The sequence below is a fragment of the Pseudomonas sp. OE 28.3 genome, from assembly GCF_014268205.2.
In the GTDB taxonomy this organism is placed as follows: Bacteria; Pseudomonadota; Gammaproteobacteria; order Pseudomonadales; family Pseudomonadaceae; genus Aquipseudomonas; species Aquipseudomonas edaphica.
In genome coordinates, this window is sequence record NZ_CP077082.1 from 4,904,032 (window position 1) to 4,920,109 (window position 16,078).

At 61.2% G+C, this 16,078-nt stretch carries 16 protein-coding genes and 1 riboswitch; of the genes, 5 read left to right on the plus strand and 11 right to left on the minus strand.

The features are described from left to right. Window positions 1–136: 136 nt before the first annotated feature. The 6 genes from HU759_RS21920 to cobO are packed head-to-tail and all read right to left on the minus strand — an operon-like array spanning window position 137 to window position 6,124. Window positions 137–1,588 carry a cobyric acid synthase gene (locus HU759_RS21920; RefSeq protein ID WP_177034267.1) on the minus strand — a complete coding sequence of 484 codons (1,452 nt, stop codon included), beginning with the start codon at window positions 1,586–1,588 and terminating at the stop codon, window positions 137–139. Next, window positions 1,585–2,574 carry a threonine-phosphate decarboxylase CobD gene (gene cobD, locus HU759_RS21925; protein ID WP_017134892.1) on the minus strand — a complete coding sequence of 330 codons (990 nt, stop codon included), beginning with the start codon at window positions 2,572–2,574 and terminating at the stop codon, window positions 1,585–1,587. Before cobD ends, HU759_RS21920 begins: the two co-directional genes overlap by 4 nt. After that, window positions 2,567–3,475 (minus strand): adenosylcobinamide-phosphate synthase CbiB, encoded by a 909-nt coding sequence (gene cbiB, locus HU759_RS21930; RefSeq protein WP_138449009.1) that lies wholly within the window; start codon window positions 3,473–3,475, stop codon window positions 2,567–2,569. The genes cobD and cbiB overlap by 8 nt, the downstream gene beginning before the upstream one ends. After that, window positions 3,472–4,122, minus strand: a complete 651-nt coding sequence (gene bluB, locus HU759_RS21935) for a 5,6-dimethylbenzimidazole synthase (RefSeq protein WP_017134890.1) — start codon at window positions 4,120–4,122, stop codon at window positions 3,472–3,474. The genes cbiB and bluB overlap by 4 nt, the downstream gene beginning before the upstream one ends. Then, window positions 4,119–5,516, minus strand: a complete 1,398-nt coding sequence (locus HU759_RS21940; protein ID WP_186617154.1) for a cobyrinate a,c-diamide synthase — start codon at window positions 5,514–5,516, stop codon at window positions 4,119–4,121. The genes bluB and HU759_RS21940 overlap by 4 nt, the downstream gene beginning before the upstream one ends. Next, window positions 5,513–6,124 (minus strand): cob(I)yrinic acid a,c-diamide adenosyltransferase, encoded by a 612-nt coding sequence (gene cobO, locus HU759_RS21945; RefSeq protein ID WP_010208674.1) that lies wholly within the window; start codon window positions 6,122–6,124, stop codon window positions 5,513–5,515. The genes HU759_RS21940 and cobO overlap by 4 nt, the downstream gene beginning before the upstream one ends. A 77-nt stretch (window positions 6,125–6,201) precedes the next feature. Continuing rightward, window positions 6,202–6,453, minus strand: a riboswitch (cobalamin riboswitch). Between the two features lie 99 nt (window positions 6,454–6,552). Here cobO and HU759_RS21950 point away from each other — a divergent pair. Next, window positions 6,553–7,866, plus strand: coding sequence for a sorbosone dehydrogenase family protein (locus tag HU759_RS21950; protein WP_186617155.1), 1,314 nt, complete (start codon window positions 6,553–6,555; stop codon window positions 7,864–7,866). A 138-nt stretch (window positions 7,867–8,004) separates the two neighbouring features. Here HU759_RS21950 and HU759_RS21955 read toward each other — a convergent pair whose 3' ends face one another. The 5 genes from HU759_RS21955 to HU759_RS21975 form a co-directional block, all read right to left on the minus strand. Next, a complete protein-coding gene (locus tag HU759_RS21955; protein WP_017134887.1) occupies window positions 8,005–8,544 on the minus strand; it encodes a C40 family peptidase in 540 nt (179 codons plus the stop codon). A gap of 144 nt (window positions 8,545–8,688) precedes the next feature. Beyond that, window positions 8,689–9,333 (minus strand): NlpC/P60 family protein, encoded by a 645-nt coding sequence (locus HU759_RS21960; protein WP_017134885.1) that lies wholly within the window; start codon window positions 9,331–9,333, stop codon window positions 8,689–8,691. Window positions 9,334–9,546: 213 nt separating this feature from the next. Further along, window positions 9,547–10,251 (minus strand): DnaA regulatory inactivator Hda, encoded by a 705-nt coding sequence (gene hda / locus HU759_RS21965; protein ID WP_017134884.1) that lies wholly within the window; start codon window positions 10,249–10,251, stop codon window positions 9,547–9,549. Between the two features lie 203 nt (window positions 10,252–10,454). Further along, window positions 10,455–11,528 carry an AI-2E family transporter gene (locus HU759_RS21970; RefSeq protein ID WP_026013513.1) on the minus strand — a complete coding sequence of 358 codons (1,074 nt, stop codon included), beginning with the start codon at window positions 11,526–11,528 and terminating at the stop codon, window positions 10,455–10,457. Window positions 11,529–11,581: 53 nt separating this feature from the next. Continuing rightward, entirely contained in the window at window positions 11,582–12,622 is a 1,041-nt protein-coding gene (locus HU759_RS21975) for a DUF2066 domain-containing protein (RefSeq protein ID WP_017134882.1), read from the minus strand. A gap of 355 nt (window positions 12,623–12,977) precedes the next feature. On the opposite strand from HU759_RS21975, the gene purM reads away from it, so the two are divergent. The 4 genes from purM to HU759_RS21995 all read left to right on the plus strand — a co-directional run bounded on the left by purM (window position 12,978) and on the right by HU759_RS21995 (window position 15,973). Then, window positions 12,978–14,036, plus strand: a complete 1,059-nt coding sequence (gene purM, locus HU759_RS21980) for a phosphoribosylformylglycinamidine cyclo-ligase (protein WP_017134881.1) — start codon at window positions 12,978–12,980, stop codon at window positions 14,034–14,036. Further along, window positions 14,036–14,686 (plus strand): phosphoribosylglycinamide formyltransferase, encoded by a 651-nt coding sequence (gene purN, locus HU759_RS21985; RefSeq protein ID WP_017134880.1) that lies wholly within the window; start codon window positions 14,036–14,038, stop codon window positions 14,684–14,686. Before purM ends, purN begins: the two co-directional genes overlap by 1 nt. A gap of 8 nt (window positions 14,687–14,694) precedes the next feature. Continuing rightward, complete coding sequence (locus HU759_RS21990) at window positions 14,695–15,408, plus strand: DUF3108 domain-containing protein (RefSeq protein ID WP_138449002.1); 714 nt, start codon at window positions 14,695–14,697, stop codon at window positions 15,406–15,408. 376 nt (window positions 15,409–15,784) lie between these two features. Further along, window positions 15,785–15,973: a hypothetical protein gene (locus tag HU759_RS21995; RefSeq protein WP_017134878.1), complete on the plus strand. Its 189-nt coding sequence runs from the start codon at window positions 15,785–15,787 to the stop codon at window positions 15,971–15,973. Window positions 15,974–16,078: the final 105 nt, after the last annotated feature.

Here is a 16,078-nt window from a genome sequence, read left to right on the forward strand (position 1 = left end):
ACTTTTGTGTCTTTACAAAAGTGACCCGCTGTAAGAGCGGAACCATAAGTGGCCGTTACCCAGCTGAGGGATATGTACACCGACAAACCGCCATCGCAGGCAAGCCAGCTCCCACATTTGGACTGGGTGTACACCGTCAGAGCCCGCATAGCTTGCGCAACAACGTGGTATCCAGGTGGTTCTCCACCAGGTCCGCCAAACGCTCGATATCGCGCTCGCGCAAGGCGTGGTAATCCACCTCCTGCACGTCCTGCAACCCAGCCCAGCGCAACAAGGCGCTGCACGCCGCGGGGCTTTCGAACAGGCCATGCAGGTAGGTGCCGAGAATCTGCCCGTCGGCACTCTGGGCGCCGTCACTGCGGCCGTCATCCAACCGCACGGCGGCGTTCGCCAGCGCTTCACCGCAAGTCACGCCGGCGTGGATCTCATAACCACTGACCTCGGCATCTTCCAGCAACAAGCGCCCACGCACATTGCGCAGCTGCTTCTCTTCCTCCAGCGTCGTACTGAACGCCAACAGCCCCAAGCCTTCACTGGAGCCAGCCGGCCCTTCCAGCCCGAGCGGGTCATGCAGCTGCTCGCCGAGCATCTGCAAGCCGCCGCAAATCCCCAGCACCTTGCCGCCATAACGCAAGTGCCGCGCCACGGCAGTGTCCCAGCCGTTGGCGCGCAAATAGGCCAAGTCACTGCGCACGCTTTTGGAGCCCGGCAGGATAATCAGGTCGGCAGGCGGAATCGGCTGGCCCGGCCCGACAAACTGCAAATCCACCTGCGGGTGCAGGCGCAGCGGGTCGAAATCGGTGTGGTTGCTGATGCGCGGCAATACCGGCACCACCACCTTGAGCACTTGGGCGGCCTTGTCGATCTGGCGCTGGTCGATGCCGTCTTCGGCTTCCAGGTGCAGGTCCATCACGTAGGGCAGTACGCCCACCACGGGCTTGCCGGTGCGCGCTTCCAACCAGTCGAGGCCAGGCTGCAGCAAGGCGATATCGCCGCGAAAACGGTTGATAATGAAGCCCTTGACCCGCGCCTGTTCGGTTGGCGAAAGCAATTCCAGAGTGCCGACCAGATGGGCGAACACGCCGCCGCGATTGATGTCGGCAATCAGTAGCACCGGGCAATCCACAGCCTCGGCAAAACCCATATTGGCAATGTCATTGGCGCGCAGATTGATCTCGGCGGGCGACCCCGCGCCTTCCACCATCACCACCGGGTAAGCCGCGCTCAGGCGTGTGTGAGAGGCCAGCACCGCCTGCATCGCGATAGCTTTATAGTCGTGATAGGCCACGGCGTTCATGCTGGTCACGGCGCGGCCATGGATGATGACTTGGGAGCCGGTGTCGCTGTTGGGTTTGAGCAGCACCGGGTTCATGTCAGTGTGTGGCGCCAGGTTGGCGGCCTGGGCTTGCACCGCCTGGGCGCGGCCGATCTCGCCACCTTCAGCGGTCACGGCACTGTTGAGCGCCATGTTCTGCGGCTTGAACGGCGCCACCGCGATGCCTTGGCGCACCAGCCAGCGACACAGCGCGGTCACCAGGGTACTTTTGCCCGCGTCGGAGGTGGTGCCTTGCACCATCAGCGTACTCATGGTGCTTCCTTGTAGACAGCCAGGGCTTCGTCGAGTCGCAGCCAATCTGCCTCGGTATCGGGCAAGCCAAAGCGCAGGCTGCTGTCGTGGACAAACAGGCGCAGCAGAATGCCGCGCTGGGCCATGAATTCATGCATGCGTTCGGCGTGCGGGGTGATCAGCCACTGGAACAGGGCGCAGCCACCGTGGGGTTGAAAGCCGTGGCGTTCGAGCAGGTCAAACAAGCGCCGGCCCGCTTCGACACAGCGCTCACGCTGACGAACCTGCCCGGCGGTATCACGCAGGCACACTTGCCCGAGCACGCGGGTCGGCCCGCTGACGGCCCACGGCCCAACCTGCTCGGCCAACAGCCGCAGCAACCGGCGCTCAGCCAGCACGAAGCCCAGGCGCACACCGGCCAGGCCGAAAAATTTGCCGAACGAGCGCAATACAATCAGGCCGACATGATGGGTGTGGCTGGCCAGGCTGAGCTCTGGTGTGACGTCCATGAATGCCTCGTCCACCACCAGCCAACCGCCGCGTTGGGCCAGCCGCGCGTGCCAGTCCAGCAGGCGTTGCGGGCTCAGGCTAAGGCCGGTGGGGTTGTTGGGGTTAACCACCACCAGCACGTCAAGGCTGTCGAGAAAGAAGTCGACTTCCTGCTCCTGCACTTCGCGCACCACATACCCGGCGCGGCGCCAGGCTTCGGCGTGCTCGGCGTAACAGGGCGACAACACGCCAACCTTGCCGGAGCGGCGCAGACGCGGCAGCAGCTGGATCGCGGCCTGGGAGCCCGGCACCGGCAGCAGGTGGGCGGCACCGTAATAGTCGCAGGCGGCCTTTTCCAGGCCGTCGTCGGCTTCCGGCAAACGCGCCCAGGCGCGCAGCGGGATGTCCGGGATCGACCAGGGCCAGGGCGCGAGGCCGCTGGACAGGTCAAGCCAATCGGCCTCGGCAATCCCGTATTCAATCACCGCCTTACGCAGGCGCCCACCGTGCTCAAGCATACAATTGCGCCCCCGCGCAGAGGATCAACAGCCATAACCAAACGCCACGCTGCACCAGTTGCCAGCCACGGTCGATGGCGTCGGCATCGGCGGCCGGGCCTTCGCCCAACTGCGGACGCTGATGCAGCTCGCCGTGATAGATCGCCGCGCCACCCAGCTCGACGCCCAGGGCGCCCGCCCCGGCCGCCATCACCGGACCCGCGTTGGGACTGTCCCAGGTGGGGCCTTGGGTGCGCCAGCATTTGAGCGCCAAGCGAGTTTTGCCTAAAACGGCGTAGGTCAGCGCCACCAGCCGTGCAGGAATATAGTTGAGTACATCGTCGATCCTGGCGGCTGCCCAGCCGAAGCGCTCGAAGCGTTCGTTGCGATAGCCCCACATGGCGTCGAGAGTGTTGCTCAGGCGGTACAGCACCACGCCCGGCACACCGGCGACCACAAACCAGAACAACGCGGCAAATACTGCGTCGCTGCCGTTCTCCAGCACTGACTCGGTGGCGGCGCGGGCGACTTCGGTGCTGTCCAGCTCGCTGGTCTGGCGGCTGACCAGATAACTCACGCGCTTGCGCGCTTCATCCAGGTCACCGCTGCGCAACGCCTGCGCAACCGGGATCACATGTTCACCCAGGCTGCGCATGCCCAGCGCCAGGTACAGCGCCAGGATTTCCAGGACCCAGCCGATATAGGGCGCCCACGATAACGCGGTCGCCAGCAGTGTCAGCGGCACCACGGCGATAAACCATGCGGTCACGCCGTGGCTGCGCCAGCCACGGCCACCGGTGTTGAAACGTTGCTCGATGCGCCCGGCGAAATTGCCGAACGCCACCAGCGGATGCCAGCGCCTGGGTTCACCCAGCAGCGCATCCAGCGCCACCGCAGCGACACACAGCAAGGCCACACTCATTGACTCACTCCCCACACATTCTCATACAACATGTCACTCAGCGGCCGTGGTTCGGTCCAGCCTTCGAGTTGCAACATCGGTGCCGGGTAGAACTCGGCCACCGGGCCCAGGCACAACACGGCCAGGGGTTTGGCGCCGGGCGGCAGGCCCAGCAGGTCGGCCAGGGCTTGTGGCTCGAACAGCGAGACCCAGCCCATACCAATGCCCTCGACACGGGCGGCCAGCCAGAGATTCTGGATCGCGCAGGACAGCGACGCCATGTCCATCTCCGGCAAGGTGCGCCGGCCAAAAATATGGCGCTCGCGGTCGTCCATCAACGCGGCCACCAATACTTCGGCGCAGTCGTGGATGCCTTCGACCTTGAGCTTCATGAATTCGTCGGAGCGCTCGCCCAGGGCTTCGGCGGTGCGCACGCGTTCTTCCTCCACCAATTGCTGAATATTCCCACGCAGTTGACGGTCGCTGATGCGGATAAACCGCCAGGGTTGCATCAAGCCCACGCTGGGCGCCTGGTGTGCGGCCTGGAGCAGGCGGTGCAGCAATTCGGGCGCGACCGTGCCGCCGGTGAAGTGGCGCATGTCGCGGCGTTCGGCGATGGCGCGGTAGACGGCTTGGCGGTCGGCTTGGGGATAGGCGTTGTTGGTCATGGCCCTATCGCGGGCAAGCCCGCTCCCACATTTGCAATGCATTCCCCTGTGGGAGCTGGCTTGTCGGGTCGCCGCATCGCTGCGATAGCGGTCTCAATGCTCGGCGCGAAGAGTGCGGCCACCGCCGTTGGATTCGACGGAAAATAAAAGTGCACATATGAAGCCGTCATCCGCCCCTGCCGATACACCGCCTCCGCCCCGCGCCCGCCATTGGGGCTCAGGCCGCGGGCAATCGGCTGCCATTCGGTGCTGGTCAGGGAATGGTGATAGGTATGGCCGCGCAGCACGCCTTCGGGCAACTCGACACTTTGCAGGGCCAGGGCGGCAAGTTTCTTTTGCATCACCGCATCGCCTTGCAGCAGGCCGACCAGTTCGGCACGGGCGCCGTCCACATCGGTGAGCGAATCCAGCAGGTAGAGCATGCCGCCACATTCAGCCAACAGTGGTTTGCCAGCCGCATGATGGGTGCGAATAGCCGCAAGCATCCGGGTGTTTTCAGACAGTGCCTGGTGATGCAATTCGGGATAGCCGCCGGGCAAGTACAGGCTGTCGGCGTCGGGCAATTGGTGATCATGGATCGGCGAGAAAAACTTCAGCTCAGCGCCCATTGCCCGCAACAGATCCAGGCTGGCGCCGTAGGTAAAAGCGAAGGCTTCATCACGGGCTACGGCAATACGCACACCGGCCAACAGCGGCTCAGCCTCAGTCAGTTGCGGCGCGGCGAACGTCACCGGCGGCGGCAGCGCCACTTCGCAGCTGCTGCCCAGCGCCTGGGCTGCGGCGTCCAGGCGCGCATCGAGGTCATTGAGTTCACTGGCTTGCACCAGGCCCAGGTGACGACTCGGTAATTCAATCCCCGTTTCACGGGACAACGCGCCATACCAGCGCAGGCCTTCGGTGAGGCTGCCCTCGAGCAGCTGCGCATGACGCAGGGTGCCAACGCGATTGGCCAGCACACCGGCGAATGGCAAGTCCGGCTGGTAGCGCGCCAGGCCCAAGGCCAAGGCACCAAAGGTCTGGGCCATGGCGGTGCCATCAATGACCCCGAGCACCGGCACACCAAAGTGCCGCGCCAGGTCGGCGCTCGACGGTGTGCCGTCAAACAGCCCCATTACGCCTTCGATGAGAATAAGGTCAGCCTCGCCGGCTGCTTCCCACAGCAAGCGGCGACTTTCTTGCTCGCCCACCATCCACATGTCCAACTGATACACCGGCGCACCGCTGGCGCGCTCGTGGATCATCGGGTCGAGAAAATCCGGCCCGCATTTGAACACGCGCACCTTGCGCCCCAGGTTGCGGTGCAAGCGGGCGAGCGCGGCGGTGACGGTGGTTTTGCCCTGGCCGGACGCCGGTGCGGCGATCAATACGGCTGGGCAATGACGGGGCTGATTCAAAGTTCGACGCCCTTCTGTGCCTTGATACCGGCTTGGAACGCGTGCTTGAGCATGCCCATTTCGGTGACGGTGTCGCCCATTTCGATCAGTTCAGGCTTGGCGCCACGGCCAGTCACCACAACGTGCTGCATGGGTGGGCGGGCCTGCAGGTCGCTGAGCACCTGGTCCAGATCGAGGTAGCCGTGCTTGAGGGCGATGTTCAACTCGTCCAGCACCACCAGGCCGATGGACGGGTCTTGCAGCAATTCGCGGGAAACTGCCCAGGCGGCTTCGGCGGCGGCGATGTCGCGCTGGCGGTCCTGGGTTTCCCAGGTGAAGCCTTCGCCCATTACATGGAAACGCACTTGCTCGGGGAAACGCCGGAAGAACAACTCTTCGCCGGTGCTGTTACGCCCCTTGATGAACTGCACCACGCCGCACTGCATGCCGTGGCCCATGGCGCGGGCGAGCATGCCGAATGCCGAGCTGCTTTTGCCTTTGCCGTTACCGGTCAGCACCAGCAGCAAGCCGCATTCGTTTGGGGAATTGGCGATACGCTCGTCGATCACGGCTTTTTTGCGCAGCATGCGCGCCAGGTGGCGTTCGTCGCGGTCGGGGGAATCAGTCATGGCAGCTCTCCGTTGGGGCTGGACAAAAACGGCGGGCAGGAAAAAGAAAAACAGACAGCCAAGCATCGCCCACCGTGATGCTGTTGGATGATCCAGGCCGGTCTCCGGGCTCATGAGTGGCGCTCTGCTGATAGCGCGAGCAGGCCAACGGCGCGCCTTCCCATATCACGCGGATACAGTGGCAAAAGGCACCGTTTTGACTCATTTACCGTTGCGGGGGCAGCGCCGGAATTGCGGCTGCGCTGTGTACAAACGCGCTCACTCACCGGCTTCCCTGTTTCACTCTGTCGGCACATGGGCCACAGAGCACCTGGAACAAGCCGCGAAGGTTAGTGGGTTGGGGGTGGAGCGTCAATTAAAGCTGGCCTTGCACTTGAACCATCCGACTGCCGCGCTTCTCTACCTTTACAGGTATTAAGGAGAAAACCATGTACAAAACCAGACTCGCCTTACTGATCATGCTGGCAGGCACCCTCGCCGCCTGCGGTGAAAGCTCTACCCTGCAGGTCTCGGACGGCACCGGGCCATCGCCCAACCTGCCGGAGCCGAACAAAACCCTGATCCCCACCGTAAACATCGCCCCGGCGATCGGCTGGCCGGAGGGTGCCAAGCCGACAGCCGCTGCCGGGACTCAAGTAGCGGCATTTGCCGAAGGCCTGGATCACCCGCGCTGGCTCTACGTTTTGCCTAACGGGGATGTGCTGGTAGCCGAAACCAATTCGCCACCCAAACCGGATGACGCCACGGGCATTCGTGGCTGGGTGATGGAGAAGGTCATGGGCCGCGCGGGCGCGGGCGTGCCGAGCCCGAACCGCATCACACTGCTGCGCGATGCCGACCATGATGGCGTGGCCGAGACGCGCACGGTGTTTCTGGAGAACCTCAATTCACCGTTTGGCATGACCCTGGTGGGTAACGACCTGTACGTCGCCGATTCGGACAAGCTGCTGCGCTTCCCTTACCAGCCGGGTGAAACCGCGATCAAGGAGGCCGGCACCAAGGTGGTCGACCTGCCGGGCGGCAGTATCAACCACCACTGGACCAAAAATGTGGTGGCCAGCAAGGACGGCAGCAAGTTGTATGTGAGTGTCGGCTCCAACAGCAATGTCGGTGAGAACGGCCTGGCGGCGGAGGAAGGCCGAGCGGCGATCTGGGAGGTCGACCGCGCCACGGGCCAGCACCGTATCTTTGCCTCCGGTTTGCGCAACCCCAATGGCATGGCCTGGGAACCGCAGAGCGGCAAGCTGTGGACGGCGGTCAACGAGCGCGATGAAATCGGCAGCGACCTGGTGCCGGACTACATCACCTCGGTCAAGGATGGCGCGTTTTATGGCTGGCCCTTCAGCTACTACGGCCAACATGTGGACGTGCGGGTCTCACCGCAAAACCCCGACCTGGTCGCCAAGGCCATCGCCCCGGACTATGCCGTGGGGCCGCATACCGCGTCCCTTGGGTTGACGTTTGCCGAGGGCAGTAAACTCCCGGCACAGTTCAGCAACGGCGCTTTTATTGGCCAGCATGGTTCGTGGAACCGCAAACCGCACAGTGGCTACAAGGTGATCTTCGTGCCGTTCGAGGGTGGGCAACCCAAGGGGCAGCCGGTGGACGTGCTGACCGGGTTTCTCAATAAAGACGAAAAAGCCATGGGCCGGCCGGTGGGCGTGGTGATTGATCAGCAAGGGGATTTGCTGGTGGCCGATGATGTGGGGAATAAGGTGTGGCGGGTGTCGGCGGTTAAGTAACTGCCTTGTATGGGGCCCATGTGGGAGCTGGCTTGCCTGCGATGGAATCGCCTCGGTTTAACTGACAGACCGAGCCGCCTGAATCGCAGGCAAGCCAGCTCCCACACAAGCCGGCTCAGACACTTGGGCCCGAGTGGCTTAAGGATTACGCGCCAGGCTTGCCGGCAACACGCGCTTGGCGCTCAGGTAGGCATTCTGCCAATAGGCCTTGGACAAGGTGTCCAACTTCACCGTACCGCCCGTTTGCGGGGCGTGTACGAATCGCCCTTCACCCACGTAGATACCTGCGTGACTTACTCGCGAGCCGCCGCCGGTGGCGAAGAAGATCAGGTCGCCGGTTTGCAGGTTGTTTTCGCTCACATCCTGAGCGCGCATCACGATCAGTTCGCGGGTGGTGCGCGGCAGGCTGATGCCGGCGGCGTCACGGTACACAAAGCCGATCAGGCCGCTGCAATCGAACCCGGAGTCCGGGGTGTTGCCGCCCCAACGGTAAGGCGTGCCGACCAGGCCCAGCGCACGGAAGAGCACGTCTTCGGCAGCTGGCGAGAAATTTTGGGTCGAATAGTTGAACACCGGCCTGGGCTTGACCGCGACAGGCGCAGGCGGCGGTGGACGGCTTGCGCAGGCGCTGAGGAGCGCGGCGCAAACAAGAAGAATGAGGCGGGCTGAGGTCGACATGGGCAGAACAATCCTGATCTGGATGCGGCTTTCGCTGCCGAACGCTGAAAACCAGAACGCGCAAGCAAAGCTCGCGCGAACGAATTACAACAATGTCCAGGGATTCTAGCGCTTACGCGTCAAACTTCAAGTATCACTTTAACTTTACTTACTAGCGGTAACCGTAGTCGGGGCCATGGCGAGGGCGCGCTTGGCTTCGATGAAGGTTTTGCTCCAGTAGCTGTCACCCAGGTTGTCGACTCGAACACCGCCACTGCGACGGCTGCTGGAGTGGATAAACTGGTTATCGCCCAAGTAGATACCGGCGTGGCTTACACGACCACGGCCTGCCGTACTAAAGAAAAGCAGATCACCGGGCTTGAGGTTGTTGCGTGCGACCAACGGTGCATCCACGTTGATCATTTCGCGTGTCGAGCGTGGCAAATTCATGCCGGCTTCTTCACGGAACAGGTAGCCGATAAAGCCGCTGCAGTCGAAACCGGCTTCAGAGGTACCGCCGAAACGGTAACGGGTACCGATCAGGGACATGCCGCGTTCGAGGATGCTGTCGGCCAGAACGGGAAGCTGGTAAGGCTTGTTGCCGGCGAAGGCAGCCAGTTCTTTCTCAGTAGCCTGCTCTTCTTTATAAAGAGCTTCTTCATAGACAGTAGAAGACTGCGCTGCAACGAACTTTGCCTGATTTTGAACCTGTGGTTTTTGCTGCTCAGCCACGTTTTGAGTGTGGGTGGCGCAACCAAACAACAGGGTAACGAGTGCGAGAGGCACGAGGGGTGCGAAGCGATTTAGCATGGGCACGACCGTGGCTGATGTGTAAAGAAGTCGAGACTATGCCCTCTATCACATCGATTTGCAAATTCAATCGTGATCTATGTGACTTCTGGTTTGGACTATGACATCTAAGCCCTTAACACCCTATTCATGCCTGTTGCGTGGCCAAACCGGCCCAAACGCAGGTTTTCTGGCGCCTGGAAGTTGCCGAAAACCCCACTGGACAAGGGCTGGCTACCAGCCGAGGGTTTCCTTGAGAAACGGAATGGTCAGCTTGCGCTGGGCCTGCAGCGAGGCCTGATCGAGCTGTTCGAGCAAATCGAACAACGCGCTCATGCTGCGGGTGCCACGGGTAAGGATAAAGTGCCCGACCTCATCGGTCAGGTGCAGGCCACGACGCGATGCACGCAATTGCAGGGCACGCAGCTTGTCTTCGTCGGAGAGTGGGCGCATTTGAAAGATGAGCGCCAGGGTCAGGCGTGACTTGAGATCAGCCAGTTTCACCGGCAGCTCACGTGGCGAGGTGGACGCAGCAATCAACAAGCGCCGGCCGCTGTCACGCAAGCGGTTGAACAGGTGAAACAGCGCCTCTTCCCAATCTGCCTTGCCGGCGATGGCCTGCAGGTCATCCAGACACACCAGTTCGTATTGCTCAAGGTGGTCGAAGATGCCGATGCCACGGTCCATCAGCTCAGCCAGCGGCAAGTAAACCGCCGGCTCGCCCATCTGCTCGAAGCGCAGGCACGCGGCCTGCAACAGGTGGGTACGCCCCACGCCGTGTTTGCCCCACAGATAGATCAGGCTTTCAGTCCACCCGGCGTCGGCTTCGCAGAGTCGCTCGACATAGCCGAGTGCAGCGGCATTGGCGCCTGGGTAGTAATTGATAAAGGTGGCGTCGTCACGCAGACGCACACCCAAGGGCAGCTGAATCGGTTTCATGCTGACTGAACGGCTCCAAACGAACCGTTAGTGGCCTCTGTGTAAAGTTTGCAAAGTTTATACCCGTGAAGCCGGGCGCACAATGCAGCAGACCACAAGCAAAATCAAAGGTTTGCGTTAACTTGGGGCGATTTGCGCAATTTGTTTGACACCCCGTCCCAGAAACAACAAACCCGGCTTAGGCCGGGTTTGTTGCGAAACGGTTACAGGTCCGGGTCTTCAACCCCGGTATACGCATCCGAATCCTTATATAGATCATGGACGTGACGCACCAACACCATGATCACCGCCGCCACCGGCAGCGCCAGCAAGATGCCAGTAAAGCCAAACAGCTCACCACCCGCCAGGATCGCAAAGATCACCGCTACCGGGTGCAAGCCAATGCGGTCACCCACCAGCAACGGCGTCAGCACCATGCCTTCCAAAGCCTGGCCGACCATGAATACCGCCACGATCCCAAGCATCGGGTACAGGTCGCCGCCAAACTGGAACAGCCCGGCCACCAGCGCGGCGCCGATGCCAATCACAAAGCCCATGTACGGCACGATGGCGGCCAAGCCGGCGATCAAGCCGATCAACAGTCCCAGCTCCAAACCAATCGCCATCAAGCCGGCGGCATAGATGATCCCCAGCGCCAGCATTACCAGCAACTGACCGCGTACAAACGCGCCGAGCACCTCGTGGCACTCTTGTGCCAGGGAAACGATGCGCTCTTCGTTATTGCGTGGCAGCAGGCTGCGGATCTTGGCCATCATGATGTCCCAGTCACGCAGCAGGTAGAACGCCACCACCGGGATCAGCACCAGGTTGGTCAGCCAGCCGATCAATGCAAGGCTGGAGGCCGTGGCCTGGCTGAGCACCACACCGACAATGTCGGTGGTCTGGCCCATATGCTCACTGATCGCGGCCTTGACCTTGTCGAACTTCCAGAAGCCATCCGCCAGCCCCAGCTTGGCCTGAGCCCACGGCATCGCAGTGTGCTGCAACCAGTCGAGCATTTGCGGCGCCAGCTCATAGAGACGGAACAGCTGCTTGGCCAGCATCGGCACCAACACCAACACCAGCACCGTGATGATCAATGTGAACAGCGCAAACACCGTCACCACACCCCAGGTGCGCGACATGCCGATTTTCTCCAGTCGATCCACCACGGGATCGAACAGGTAGGCGAGCAGCAACGCCACCAGGAACGGCGTCAGGATCGAATGCAGCAAGAACACAAAAACGCACAGCAGGACAACCCCACCAAGCCACACCCAACGACGCGTATCCGCCATAAACCACTCCATCTATCATTTGTTTCCTTCTATCTATATAGAAGGAAGATCACCTACCAACGAAAACGTAACTGCGCCTGGGGCTCCGGGGCAGCCGGCGGCTGCGTACCATCGGCCACCGGCGGTTGAACCGGCGCTTCGCCCGCAGGCACTTCCTGCAACTTGGCCAGGCTCAACTGAGTGCGCAACTGATCGGCACTGCCGTTGACCCGATACACAATGCGATTGCCATCCACCCGCTGTGGCTGAGCGCCAAAGGGTTCGAGCAGATGGCCCAAGGCGGCATAGCGCTCCAGATTCATGCCCTGCACTTCGAGCAGCTGTTCGGTGCTCACACCTGGTTTGACGGCAAAACGCGGTGCCAGTTTTTGACTGACCGCCAACATCACGGCATCGGCCACCGCGCCAGTGTCAGCGCCCTGGGCGGTGCCCTGCTCGCTTTTGTCGCCCAGCCACAGGCGCCATTTGGCCTGCCACTGGCTGCCTTCCTGGCGCGCGTGCACGGCCAGCAACGCGTCGGCGCCGTAGCGTTCGGAGGCGGCGCGCAAGGGCGTGGCATCGGCACTTTCCAGATTCGGTGCAGTGGCGACGACCTGCTCATCCAAGTCACCCAAGGGCAAACGCAACGGCAAGCCGCGGTGTTGCGCGGCACGACGCAGTGCACCGGCTATCGCCTGGCCATCACCGACCAGGCTGCTGCCGTCAGTAGAATCGTTGAGCCACCAGCCGAGGATCGACGGCCGATTGCTGCCCCAGATCGACAAGCCGGCCTCACGCAATGCGCGATCAGTGCTCACAGGGTCGAAGTCAACTTGCAGGCTTTCCGGCGGGCCGGCGTCGTAGCCGTATTGGCTGATGATTTGCTGCGGGTCTTTGCGGATCGCCGCCAGGCCTGGGCCATCGGCAGCCTTGGCATCGCCGGTCAGGCGGATCACCAGGGTTTGCACGGCGCGCTGGGTGGCCTGGTCACGCTCTTGGGGCGACTGGCTGGCAACCGGTTCAAGTACTTGATAAAGGCCATTGAGGGTTTCGGCATGACTCGCCAGGCTGACCAACGACAAGCAGCCTACAAAGAAGAAATTACACAGACGCATGGAAGATTCCCGAACGACAAATTTAGCGGCTGGAACAGACCGCGTGAACTCGGCTTGGCAAGGCTGTGACCACAGCAGCCGGTAAAACATTCACAGGGTCATGGCAGTTTTTGTACTGTCATAACGATAGCGGGTTAAAGGCTATACCTTAATACACGCCATTACCGGCACGTTTAGCATTTTTTTAACCGGCTTTTTTAACCTATATGGCCCTGCCCGTCGGCCCGAGGATGGCCGCTGCCCCTCAAGCCTGATAAAATCGCGCGCCTTCGCAGACCGTCAGCGGCTGGGCCTTTTACCAAAAGCGCCTGCCGGCTCGGTCGTTACCCAGAAATCCCCCCTAAAGGCCTGGATCATGAGCAAGCAACCCTCCCTGAGCTACAAGGACGCCGGTGTAGACATCGACGCCGGTGAAGCATTGGTCGAACGCATCAAGAGCGTCGCCAAGCGCACTGCGCGCCCCGAAGTCATGGGCGGCCTGGGCGGTTTTGGCGCCCTCTGCGAAATCCCGGCCGGCTACAAGCAGCCTGTGCTGGTGTCCGGCACCGACGGCGTGGGCACCAAGCTGCGCCTGGCGCTGAACTTGAACAAGCACGACACCATCGGTATTGACCTGGTTGCCATGTGCGTCAACGACCTGGTGGTGTGTGGCGCAGAGCCGCTGTTCTTCCTCGACTACTACGCCACCGGCAAGCTGAACGTGGACACCGCTGCTCAAGTGGTCACCGGCATCGGCGCCGGCTGCGAGCTGTCGGGTTGCTCTCTGGTCGGCGGCGAAACCGCTGAAATGCCAGGCATGTACGAAGGTGAAGACTACGACCTGGCCGGTTTCTGCGTCGGTGTTGTCGAAAAAGCTGAAATCATCGACGGTTCCAAAGTCGCAGCCGGTGACGCCCTGCTCGCCCTGCCATCGTCCGGCCCGCACTCCAACGGCTACTCGCTGATCCGCAAGATCATCGAAGTGTCCGGCGCCGACATCGAGAATACCCAGCTCGACGGCCAGCCGCTGACCGACCTGCTGATGGCCCCGACCCGCATCTACGTGAAGCCTTTGCTCAAGCTGATCAAGGACACCGGCGCCGTCAAAGCCATGGCCCACATCACCGGTGGTGGCCTGCTGGACAACATCCCGCGCGTGCTGCCTAAAGGCGCACAGGCGATTGTCGACGTGGCAAGCTGGACGCGTCCTGCCGTGTTCGACTGGCTGCAAGCGCAAGGCAATGTCAACGAAACCGAAATGCACCGCGTGCTGAACTGCGGCGTAGGCATGGTTATCTGCGTGGCTCAAGAGCACGTTGAAACCGCGCTGAACGTACTGCGTGAAGCGGGCGAGCAGCCTTGGGTTATCGGCCAGATCGCAACCGCTCCAGAAGGCGCGGCCCAGGTTGAACTGAAGAACCTCAAGGCTCACTGATGCCTGAGACCTGTGATGTCGTGGTGCTGCTCTCCGGCACCGGCAGTAACTTGCAGGCCCTGATCGACAGCACGCGCACCGGCGATAGCCCGGTGCGCATCGCTGCGGTGATCTCCAACCGCAGCGACGCCTACGGCCTGCAACGCGCCAGGGACGCGGGTATCGACACCCGCTCCCTGGATCACAAGGCTTTCGAAGGTCGCGAGGCCTTCGACAGCGCCTTGATCGAACTGATCGACGCCTTCAATCCCAAACTCGTGGTGCTTGCCGGTTTCATGCGCATCCTCAGCGCCGATTTCGTGCGGCACTACCAAGGGCGCCTGCTCAATATTCACCCGTCCCTGCTGCCCAAATACAAAGGGTTACACACACACCAACGCGCCCTTGAGGCCGGCGACACGGAGCATGGCTGCAGCGTGCACTTTGTCACCGAGGAACTCGATGGCGGGCCTCTGGTCGTACAGGCAGTGGTTCCGGTAGAGTCTGCAGATTCGGCGCAGACACTTGCGCAACGGGTTCACACCCAGGAACACAGGATTTACCCGCTGGCTGTTCGCTGGTTTGCCGAGGGACGATTGATTCTCGGCGAACAGGGTGCATTATTGGACGGTCAGTTACTCGCGGCCAGCGGCCACTTGATTCGAACCTAGGAGATTTTATGCGTCGCGCCCTGCTCTTCGCTTTTGCGCTGTTCGCCTTGCCCGCTGTGCAAGCAGCAGACCTTCACCCTTTCTCCGCCAGCTACACCGCCGACTGGAAGCAGTTGCCCATGAGCGGCTCGGCCGAGCGCAGCCTGGTCAAGAATGACAATGGCTCGTGGACCTTGAATTTCAAGGCGTCCATGATGATCGCCAGCCTCACCGAGACCAGCGTTATCCGTCTCGACAAAGATGCCCTGCAGCCCGTGAGCTACAGCTTCGAGCGTGGCGGCCTGGGCAAGTCGAAGAAGATCAACCTGGACTTCGACCAGACGGCCAAGAAAGTCACCGGCTTTGAAAACAAAGACCCGGTCAACGTCGCCCTGCAAAGCGGCATGCTCGACAAGTCGACTTACCAGTTGGCACTGCAACGCGATGTGGCGGCCGGCAAGAAGAGCATGAGCTACATCGTCGTTGAAGGCACCGACACCGACACCTACGACTTCCGCGTGATTGGCCCGGAAAAGGTCCAGACCAAGGTCGGCTCCATCGATGCGATCAAGGTTGAACGTGTACGTGACCCGACTCAAAGCAAGCGCATCACCCAGATGTGGTTTGCCAAGGACCTGGGCGGCATTTTGGTTGCCCTGCGCCAGGTGGAAACCGACGGCAAGGAATACAACATCATGCTGCAGGACGGTACCGTTGATGGCCAGGCTATCAAAGGTAGCTGATACCGTGATGTGATTAAAAAGAGCCTCGCTGAATGCGGGGCTTTTTTTCGCCTGGAGGTTTTGTGTTGAAACCACTACCGCTATCGCAGGCAAGCCAGCTCCCACAGGTGAATGCATTTCAAATGTGGGAGCTGGCTTGCCTGCGATGGCGGCTCAATGATCAACACAAGGCTCCAGCCGGTCGCAAACATGAAACTTTTGTCATAAAACTCAGCACCCTGCGACGCAATGTCGCGATTTGCGTGGCCTGCAGCACTGTTGCATTTCCTGCAATAAATAGTTGCGCGCAAAATCGGTTTACTTAGCAAGCTAACAAAACATATAAAAGAGACCTGCGACGACTTGCCGCAGATCAACCAGAGATTGGAGCAAGCAGATGACTGTAAAAGTAACTGAACGCGACGATGCACACATGTCCCACGAAGCACTGGGCCATGGGATTCACATCTGGGATGTACATCAACAAGACCAACTGGTCGGCATGTTCCACAACGAGAACGAAGCCCACAATTATAAAAACGAGCTCGAATCTCTTGAGATGAAACGCCAGGCTGAAGGCTCCTGAAACTCTGAAATCTGCCAGTCACCCAGCCCCACACAGCAGCTGGTGTGCCTACACACAAAAACCCCGCCTTTGAGCGGGGTTTTTCGTTTCTAACAGCCACCGTTT

Excerpts from the sequence above, each read along its gene's own strand:
- HU759_RS21920 (WP_177034267.1), bottom strand. The coding sequence starts at position 1,588 with ATGAGTACGCTGATGGTGCAAGGCACCACCTCCGACGCGGGCAAAAGT.
- cobD (WP_017134892.1), bottom strand. The coding sequence starts at position 2,574 with ATGCTTGAGCACGGTGGGCGCCTGCGTAAGGCGGTGATTGAATACGGG.
- cbiB (WP_138449009.1), bottom strand. The coding sequence starts at position 3,475 with ATGAGTGTGGCCTTGCTGTGTGTCGCTGCGGTGGCGCTGGATGCGCTG.
- bluB (WP_017134890.1), bottom strand. The coding sequence starts at position 4,122 with ATGACCAACAACGCCTATCCCCAAGCCGACCGCCAAGCCGTCTACCGC.
- cobO (WP_010208674.1), bottom strand. The coding sequence starts at position 6,124 with ATGACTGATTCCCCCGACCGCGACGAACGCCACCTGGCGCGCATGCTG.
- HU759_RS21950 (WP_186617155.1), top strand. The coding sequence starts at position 6,553 with ATGTACAAAACCAGACTCGCCTTACTGATCATGCTGGCAGGCACCCTC.
- HU759_RS21955 (WP_017134887.1), bottom strand. The coding sequence starts at position 8,544 with ATGTCGACCTCAGCCCGCCTCATTCTTCTTGTTTGCGCCGCGCTCCTC.
- HU759_RS21960 (WP_017134885.1), bottom strand. The coding sequence starts at position 9,333 with ATGCTAAATCGCTTCGCACCCCTCGTGCCTCTCGCACTCGTTACCCTG.
- hda (WP_017134884.1), bottom strand. The coding sequence starts at position 10,251 with ATGAAACCGATTCAGCTGCCCTTGGGTGTGCGTCTGCGTGACGACGCC.
- HU759_RS21970 (WP_026013513.1), bottom strand. The coding sequence starts at position 11,528 with ATGGCGGATACGCGTCGTTGGGTGTGGCTTGGTGGGGTTGTCCTGCTG.
- HU759_RS21975 (WP_017134882.1), bottom strand. The coding sequence starts at position 12,622 with ATGCGTCTGTGTAATTTCTTCTTTGTAGGCTGCTTGTCGTTGGTCAGC.
- purM (WP_017134881.1), top strand. The coding sequence starts at position 12,978 with ATGAGCAAGCAACCCTCCCTGAGCTACAAGGACGCCGGTGTAGACATC.
- purN (WP_017134880.1), top strand. The coding sequence starts at position 14,036 with ATGCCTGAGACCTGTGATGTCGTGGTGCTGCTCTCCGGCACCGGCAGT.
- HU759_RS21990 (WP_138449002.1), top strand. The coding sequence starts at position 14,695 with ATGCGTCGCGCCCTGCTCTTCGCTTTTGCGCTGTTCGCCTTGCCCGCT.
- HU759_RS21995 (WP_017134878.1), top strand. The coding sequence starts at position 15,785 with ATGACTGTAAAAGTAACTGAACGCGACGATGCACACATGTCCCACGAA.